Below are 6,226 nucleotides of genomic sequence, written 5' to 3'. Positions count from 1 at the left end.
GGGCAGGGGCGTTGGGCGGGGGGTGCGCTTGCGGTCTGCTTCGGTAACGATCTTGTTGCCCATGGTAGGTCTCAAAGTTGGTGGAAAAGAGTGTGATTTTAGGCCACAGCCGGGTTGTCGGGCGCTGAAAGGTGTTTGGCAGGTGTTTTACAGACTCTCGTGGCGTCACAAACTGCTGCCCCCGCAGCACCCGGCGTGCCCAGCCAGTGCCTTCGTCAGGCAGGGACCGCAAGACGTGCCAGCACCTCGGTTTTGCCGTGGGTGCCCGCCCGCAGGATCAGCGCTTCGCCCGAGCTGGTGTTGGTGTTTGCCAGGTCGGACAGTACAAACATGTGGGTGAACCACACCTCGAATAAACCGGGCCGGGACGACGCTGTGGCCAGTGCCGTACGCAGTTCGCGCAGGTGGGCCGCGCTGGTGGTCTCCGGGCTGCCGCTGGGTGACCCGAGCGCCGCCCAGACCTGGGGCGGGCCAAATGCAAGGGTGGCACTGTCCACACAGCGGCACCAGGGGCTTGATAAAACCTTGCCCGGTTGCAGTTGGCGGTGTCGAAACCACGCCCCCATGCTGCGTGCCTGGGCGCGGCCCTCTTCGCTCAGATTGCGTTGGGTGCTGCAGTCGCCCAGGCGGAATCCGGGTGGGTCAAACGTGCCAGGGGCCAGCGCGTGGCGGAAGGCGGCCACCACCCCGCCCTTGCGCAACAAGGCTTCGGCATCCGCGTCTTGCGCCGCCCAGCTGCGCAGGCTGGCAAACGCCAGCCCGGCGCCCAGCACCGCGCGGCGGGCAACATGGGGCTCAGGCGGCAGGCTGGAAGGCATAGCCATTGCCAGAAGCCGCCATGCGGCCAAACGCCGGGAACGGGAAGTGGAAGCCGCCCAGCATGGCATTGCTGGCGGTGATGCGCTGGAACACATCGCGCCGCACCTTGCGCGCAGCCTCGGCGTCCATGTCAAAGGTCACAGCCCAGTCGGGATTGCGTGCGAACAGCGCAGGCACGTTGGTCAGATCCGCCACATAAAAGAACTTCTGGCCCGAGGAGGTCAGCTCAAACAGCGTATGGCCTGGCGTGTGGCCATAGGCTGCCACAGACTTGATGCCCGGCGCCACTTCTACATCGGCCGCAAACTGCACCAGCGTGTCTGCGGGCATGGTGGCAAAGGTGCGGCGCACGTTATCGAATGCTCCCTTCATGCCAGCGGGCGCAGCGGCCATGCGGGCGTCGTCCATCCAGAACGCGTGTTCCGCGGCGGGCACCATCACCTTGGCCTTGGGGAACATCAGTTCGCCCGCCTTGTTGCGGATGCCATTGATGTGGTCGCCGTGGTAGTGGCTGATCAGCACGGTGTCGATGTCGGCTGCCTGCACGCCCGCCGCGCGCAGACTGTCGAGCAGCTTGCCGGTGGTGGCGCCACCAAACTCGCCCAAGCCGGTGTCGATGAGGATCTTGCGCGCGCCTGCCACCACCAGAAAGGGTGTGTAGGGCACGTCGATGTAGTCGGTGGGCAGTCCTTGCGATGCCAGCAGCGCACGCACCTCGGTCAGCGGCGCGTTCTTCACAAACTCCTCTCCCAGCGGGCGGCGCGTGATGCCATCGTTCAGCGCAATCACCTCCACATCGCCTACCTTCATGTGGCGAAAGCCGGGGCTGGGCAAGGTGGGGGTTCCGAAATTGGGCGCGTTCTGGGCCCACACGGGGACAAACGAGCCCGCTGCGTAAACGGTGGTGGCCAGGCTTGCACCCAGGAAGTGGCGGCGTGACAGCATGAAACTATCCGGTCTTGAGTTGAACTGATGAGTCGCAACTGTAGCGATGCCCGAGAGATTGCCGCTTGCCGATGCACTAACCTGTTCGCAACGTGGGGCTTTTGCTGGTAATTGGGGCTATGGGGGCTATTCGATCGCGAAGGCGTCGCGCAACGCACCGCAAAAGTCAGCATTTCCGCTGATTGTCAAGGTGATCGTGGTCCGGGGTGGGGTGGGGCTGCCTGCCGCCGCGCGTATTTGCCCAGCGGTGTTATCAAACGTCAGCATCAGCGGTGTGCTGACCTCCTGCACGCCCTGCAAGTCGTAGTGCCATATGCCCCCATCTTCCGAGGGGCCACAGGTATCGGGCCAATGCTGGTGCGCCCAGGCCAGCACGGTGCTGATCTCTGCGTGCAACGCGGGAGTCTGCGCGGTCTGCACGCTCGCCATGGCGTCAAACGTACCTACGCCGTCCGCGTCTTCGCTATAGTCAAAATCGAGGTAGTTCAGGTTCATCTGTGTCATTCAAGGTCATGTCCAGGTGCGGCCCAATGCCTGCGCGGCTTCGCTCAGGCGGGGCACCTGCTGCAGTGCCTGTGCCAGCGGCATGCGGGCCGCTGGCGCCTGCAATGCTACGGCGCTGCGGATCTGACGCCGCCCCCCGGCCAGCACGGGCACGGCGACGCATACGAGGCCGTCTACAAACTCCTCAGCGTCGGTGGCGTAGCCTTGATGCAGGATCTGCTCCAGCTCGGCTTCCAGAGCGGCGCGGTCGATCAGCGTGGTGGCTGTGTGGCGGGTCAGCGGCAGGCCGTCCAGGATGATCGCTCTGCGCGCGGCCGACAGGTGGGCCAGAAACAGCTTGCCGCTGGCCGAGCAGTGGATCGGCACCCGGGTGCCGGGCCGCAGCTCCATGCGCAGCGGAAAGGCCGACTCCACACGGTCCAGGTAAATCACCTCGGCGCCGCTCAGTGCCGTGAGGTTGCAGCTCTCGCCGATGTCGGCCACCAGCTGGCGCAGCACAGCGTGGCGCACCCCATGCTGGGTGCCTGCGCTGAGCGTGCTTTCGGCCAGGCGCAGCAGGCGGGGCGCGGGGGTGTAGCGGCGCCCATCGGGCTCCCGCGCCAGCAGGCCGCCGCTTTCCAACTGACCTAGCATTCGGTGCACGCTGGGTTTGGGCCAGCCGGTGGCCCCGATGGTATCTGCCAGGCTGAACGGGCGGCCATGGGCGCACATGATTTCCAACAGTTCAAACAGGCGCAGGCTGGGGGATGAGTTGGTCATAAATCCCGGAATTCGAGACGAATCCGTAAAACATTTCGGGATTATTGAATATTGTGGCTAAGCTGCAAACCAACATTTCACGGGGTGCTCATGGCGGCAAATTTTCATAACGCGGTACTCACAGGCGCTTGTGGTGGCCTGGGCCAGGCCCTGGCAAGGGAGTTGATCGGCCAGGGCGCCGCCGTGGCGCTGGTGGGGCTGCATGCGCCCACCCTGCAGGCGCTGGCAGCGCTGGCGCCCGAACGCTGTGCGGTGTACAGGCCCGACGTGGCCGATAGCAGCGCGATGCAGGCCATGGCCGCCGACTGGATGGCGCGCTCGGGCGCGGTGCCCGACCTCGTCATTGCCAACGCGGGTGTGGCAGGCGGTTTTGACACTGCCGAAGCCGACGACCTCGCGGTACTGCGCCGCATGCTGGAGATCAACCTGCTGGGCGCGGCCACCACCTTCCAGCCGTTTGTGAAAGCCATGCGCGCAAAGCGGTGCGGCGCCCTGGTGGGTGTGGCCAGCATTGCGGGCTGGCGTGGCATGCCGGGCAACGGCGCCTATTGCGCGAGCAAGGGCGGGCTCATCCGCTACCTGGAGAGCCTGCGTGCAGAGCTGCGCGGCGAATCCATTGTGGTCAGCACGGTGAGCCCTGGCTACCTTCGCACTGCGCTCACGGCGGGCAACCGTTTTGCCATGCCGGGCCTGATGGAGCCCGACGCCGCTGCCCGGGACCTGCTGGCGGGCGTCGCGCAAGGTCGTACCCACATCGTGCTGCCCGCGCGCATCGGCTGGCTGGCCCGCTTGCTGAACCTGTTGCCCGACGCCCTGCACGACCGCCTGCTGCTGGGCCAGCCGCGCAAGCCGCGCGTGGGCGAGGCGGGGGCCACGGCCATTCCGGGCCTGCCGTTGCCTGCAGCGACACCGATACACAACGAAAGCAAAAACGCATGACAACGGAGACAACACCCACGGTGGCAGACACCCGCACCCAGATCGCCCTGATAGGCGCAGGCCCCAGTGGCCTGGCGGCTGCGCGCAACCTGCAAAAGCTGGGCGTGCCCTTCCAGGGCTTTGAAGCGCACACCGACGTGGGTGGCCTGTGGAACATCGAGAACCCGCGCAGCACGGTCTATGAATCGGCACACCTCATTTCCAGCAAACACACCACCGAATTCACCGAGTTCCCCATGCGACCCGAGGTGGCCGACTACCCCAGCCACCGCGAGATGCGGCAGTACTTCATGGACTTTGCCGAGCACTTTGGCCTGCGTCCCTGCTACTGGTTTGGCACCCGCGTCTTGAAGGTGGAACCCGTGGGCGAGGGCGCAGCGCCGCTGTGGCGCGTCACCTGGAGCCAGCACGGCGGACCCGCGCAGACCGCAGAGTTCAAGGGCGTGGTGATAGCCAACGGCACGCTGGCCGAGCCCAACATGCCGCGCTTTGAAGGCCAGTTTGACGGCGAGTTGCTGCACACCAGCGCCTACAAAAGCGCCGAGCTGTTCAAGGGCAAACGCGTGCTGGTGGTGGGCGCGGGCAACTCGGGCTGCGACATTGCCGTGGATGCGGTGCATTACGCGCGCAGCGTGGACCTGTCGGTGCGGCGCGGCTACTACTTCGTGCCCAAATACGTGTTCGGCCAGCCCGCCGACACGCTGGGGGGCAAGTTCAAGATGCCGCCCTGGATCAAGCAGAAGATCGACAGCGTGGTGCTGCAGTGGTTCACCGGCGACCCGGCGCGGTTTGGCCTGCCCAAGCCCGACTACAAGATGTACGAGTCGCATCCCGTCGTCAACTCTCTGGTGCTGCACCACCTGGGCCATGGCGACATCCATGTGAAGTCCGATATCGCCCGTTTTGAGGGCCATACCGTGTTCTTCAAGGACGGCCGTGCACAGGACTACGACCTGGTGCTTTGCGCCACGGGCTACAAGCTGCACTACCCCTTCATCGACCACAGCCTGCTCAACTGGCAGGGCATGGCGCCGCAGCTGTACCTCAACATTCTGTCGCCACGTTTCGATAATCTGGCGGTGATGGGCATGATCGAGGCGAGCGGCATCGGCTGGCAGGGCCGCTACGAGCAAGCGGAGCTGGTGGCCCGCTTCTTCAAGGCGCAGTCCGAGGGCTCGCCGCGTGCCGATGCACTGCGCCAGTCCAAAGCCGGGCCGCCGCCCGATCTGTCCGGAGGCTTCAAGTACCTGAAGCTCGAACGCATGGCGTACTACGTGCACAAGGACACCTACCGCAACGCGGTGCGGGCAGCTGCCGCTGCCCTCGCCTGAAAGGATCGCCATGCTGCCCGTTGACGAAATACGCCTCAACTTCAACCCTGCATCGCTCGTGGTGCTCAATGTGGTGCTGGGTTTCCTCATGTTCGGTATTGCGCTCGACACGCGCGTGGCCGACTTCAAGCGCGTGCTGCGCATGCCGGGCGCCATGGCGGTGGGCATTGCCGCGCAGTTCATCGTGTTACCTGCGGTGACGTTCGTGCTCACGTTGCTGCTTCAACCGGGTCCCAGCATTGCGTTGGGCATGATCCTCGTGGCCTGCTGCCCACCGGGCAATGTGAGCAACATCCTCACGCACCGGGCCGGGGGCAACGTGGCGCTGTCGGTTTCGATGACGGCCATCTCCAACGCATTGGCCATCGTGCTCATGCCGCTCAACTTCGCGTTCTGGGGTGGCATGCATCCCACGGCGGCGCCGCTGCTGCGCAGCATTGCGCTCGACCCGCTGGAGATGGCTGGACACATCGTGGCCATCATCGGCATTCCGTTTGTGCTGGGCATCCTGTGTGCCGAGAAGTTGCCACGTTTCACCCAGCGGGTGAATAGGCCCGTGCGAATCCTCAGTTTTGTATGCCTGATTGGTTTCATCATCGGCGCCGTGGCGGGAAACTGGCGCTACTTTTTGGACTACGTGGGCCTGGTGTTGCTGGCCGTGGCGCTGCATGACGCTTTGGCCTTTGGCACTGGCTATGCCTGCGCGCGCCTGAGCGGCCTGCCGGACTACGACCGGCGCGCCGTGAGCATTGAGGTGGGCATCCGCAACGCGGGGCTGGGCCTGGTGCTTATCTTCAGCTTCTTTGGCGGCCTCGGCGGCATGGCGGTGGTGGCGGGTGTCTGGGGCTTCTGGGACATCATCGCGGGTCTGGCGCTGGCGGGTTGGTGGGGCCGCAGGCCCGCTTCCGTGCCGCTCGCCGATGGCGGCA

At 65.2% G+C, this 6,226-nt stretch carries 7 protein-coding genes; 3 read left to right on the top strand and 4 right to left on the bottom strand.

All coding sequences use genetic code 11. The annotated features are described in order from the left end of the window. Positions 1–215: 215 nt before the first annotated feature. The 4 genes from DBR12_RS12100 to DBR12_RS12085 form a co-directional block, all read right to left on the bottom strand. Entirely contained in the window at positions 216–818 is a 603-nt protein-coding gene (locus DBR12_RS12100; RefSeq protein ID WP_108617468.1) for a histidine phosphatase family protein, read from the bottom strand. Continuing rightward, positions 796–1,764 carry an MBL fold metallo-hydrolase gene (locus tag DBR12_RS12095; RefSeq protein ID WP_108617467.1) on the bottom strand — a complete coding sequence of 323 codons (969 nt, stop codon included), beginning with the start codon at positions 1,762–1,764 and terminating at the stop codon, positions 796–798. Before DBR12_RS12095 ends, DBR12_RS12100 begins: the two co-directional genes overlap by 23 nt. A gap of 126 nt (positions 1,765–1,890) precedes the next feature. Continuing rightward, entirely contained in the window at positions 1,891–2,259 is a 369-nt protein-coding gene (locus DBR12_RS12090; protein WP_108617466.1) for a hypothetical protein, read from the bottom strand. Positions 2,260–2,274: 15 nt separating this feature from the next. Continuing rightward, positions 2,275–3,027 carry an IclR family transcriptional regulator gene (locus tag DBR12_RS12085; RefSeq protein WP_108617465.1) on the bottom strand — a complete coding sequence of 251 codons (753 nt, stop codon included), beginning with the start codon at positions 3,025–3,027 and terminating at the stop codon, positions 2,275–2,277. Between the two features lie 90 nt (positions 3,028–3,117). On the opposite strand from DBR12_RS12085, the gene DBR12_RS12080 reads away from it, so the two are divergent. From DBR12_RS12080 to DBR12_RS12070, 3 genes are all read left to right on the top strand, one after another. After that, the gene (locus DBR12_RS12080; RefSeq protein WP_108617464.1) at positions 3,118–3,966 is read left to right on the top strand and encodes an SDR family oxidoreductase; all 849 of its coding nucleotides are present in this window, start codon (positions 3,118–3,120) and stop codon (positions 3,964–3,966) included. Next, on the top strand, positions 3,963–5,297 hold the full coding sequence (locus DBR12_RS12075) for an NAD(P)/FAD-dependent oxidoreductase (RefSeq protein ID WP_108617463.1): 1,335 nt from the start codon (positions 3,963–3,965) through the stop codon (positions 5,295–5,297). Before DBR12_RS12080 ends, DBR12_RS12075 begins: the two co-directional genes overlap by 4 nt. A 10-nt stretch (positions 5,298–5,307) precedes the next feature. Then, a partial coding sequence (locus DBR12_RS12070) for a bile acid:sodium symporter family protein (protein WP_108617471.1) occupies positions 5,308–6,226 on the top strand: 919 nt, incomplete at its 3' end.

Source organism: Acidovorax sp. HMWF029 (assembly GCF_003060895.1).
GTDB lineage: Bacteria > Pseudomonadota > Gammaproteobacteria > Burkholderiales > Burkholderiaceae_C > Acidovorax.
This window is presented reverse-complemented; position numbering and strand designations above follow the sequence as displayed.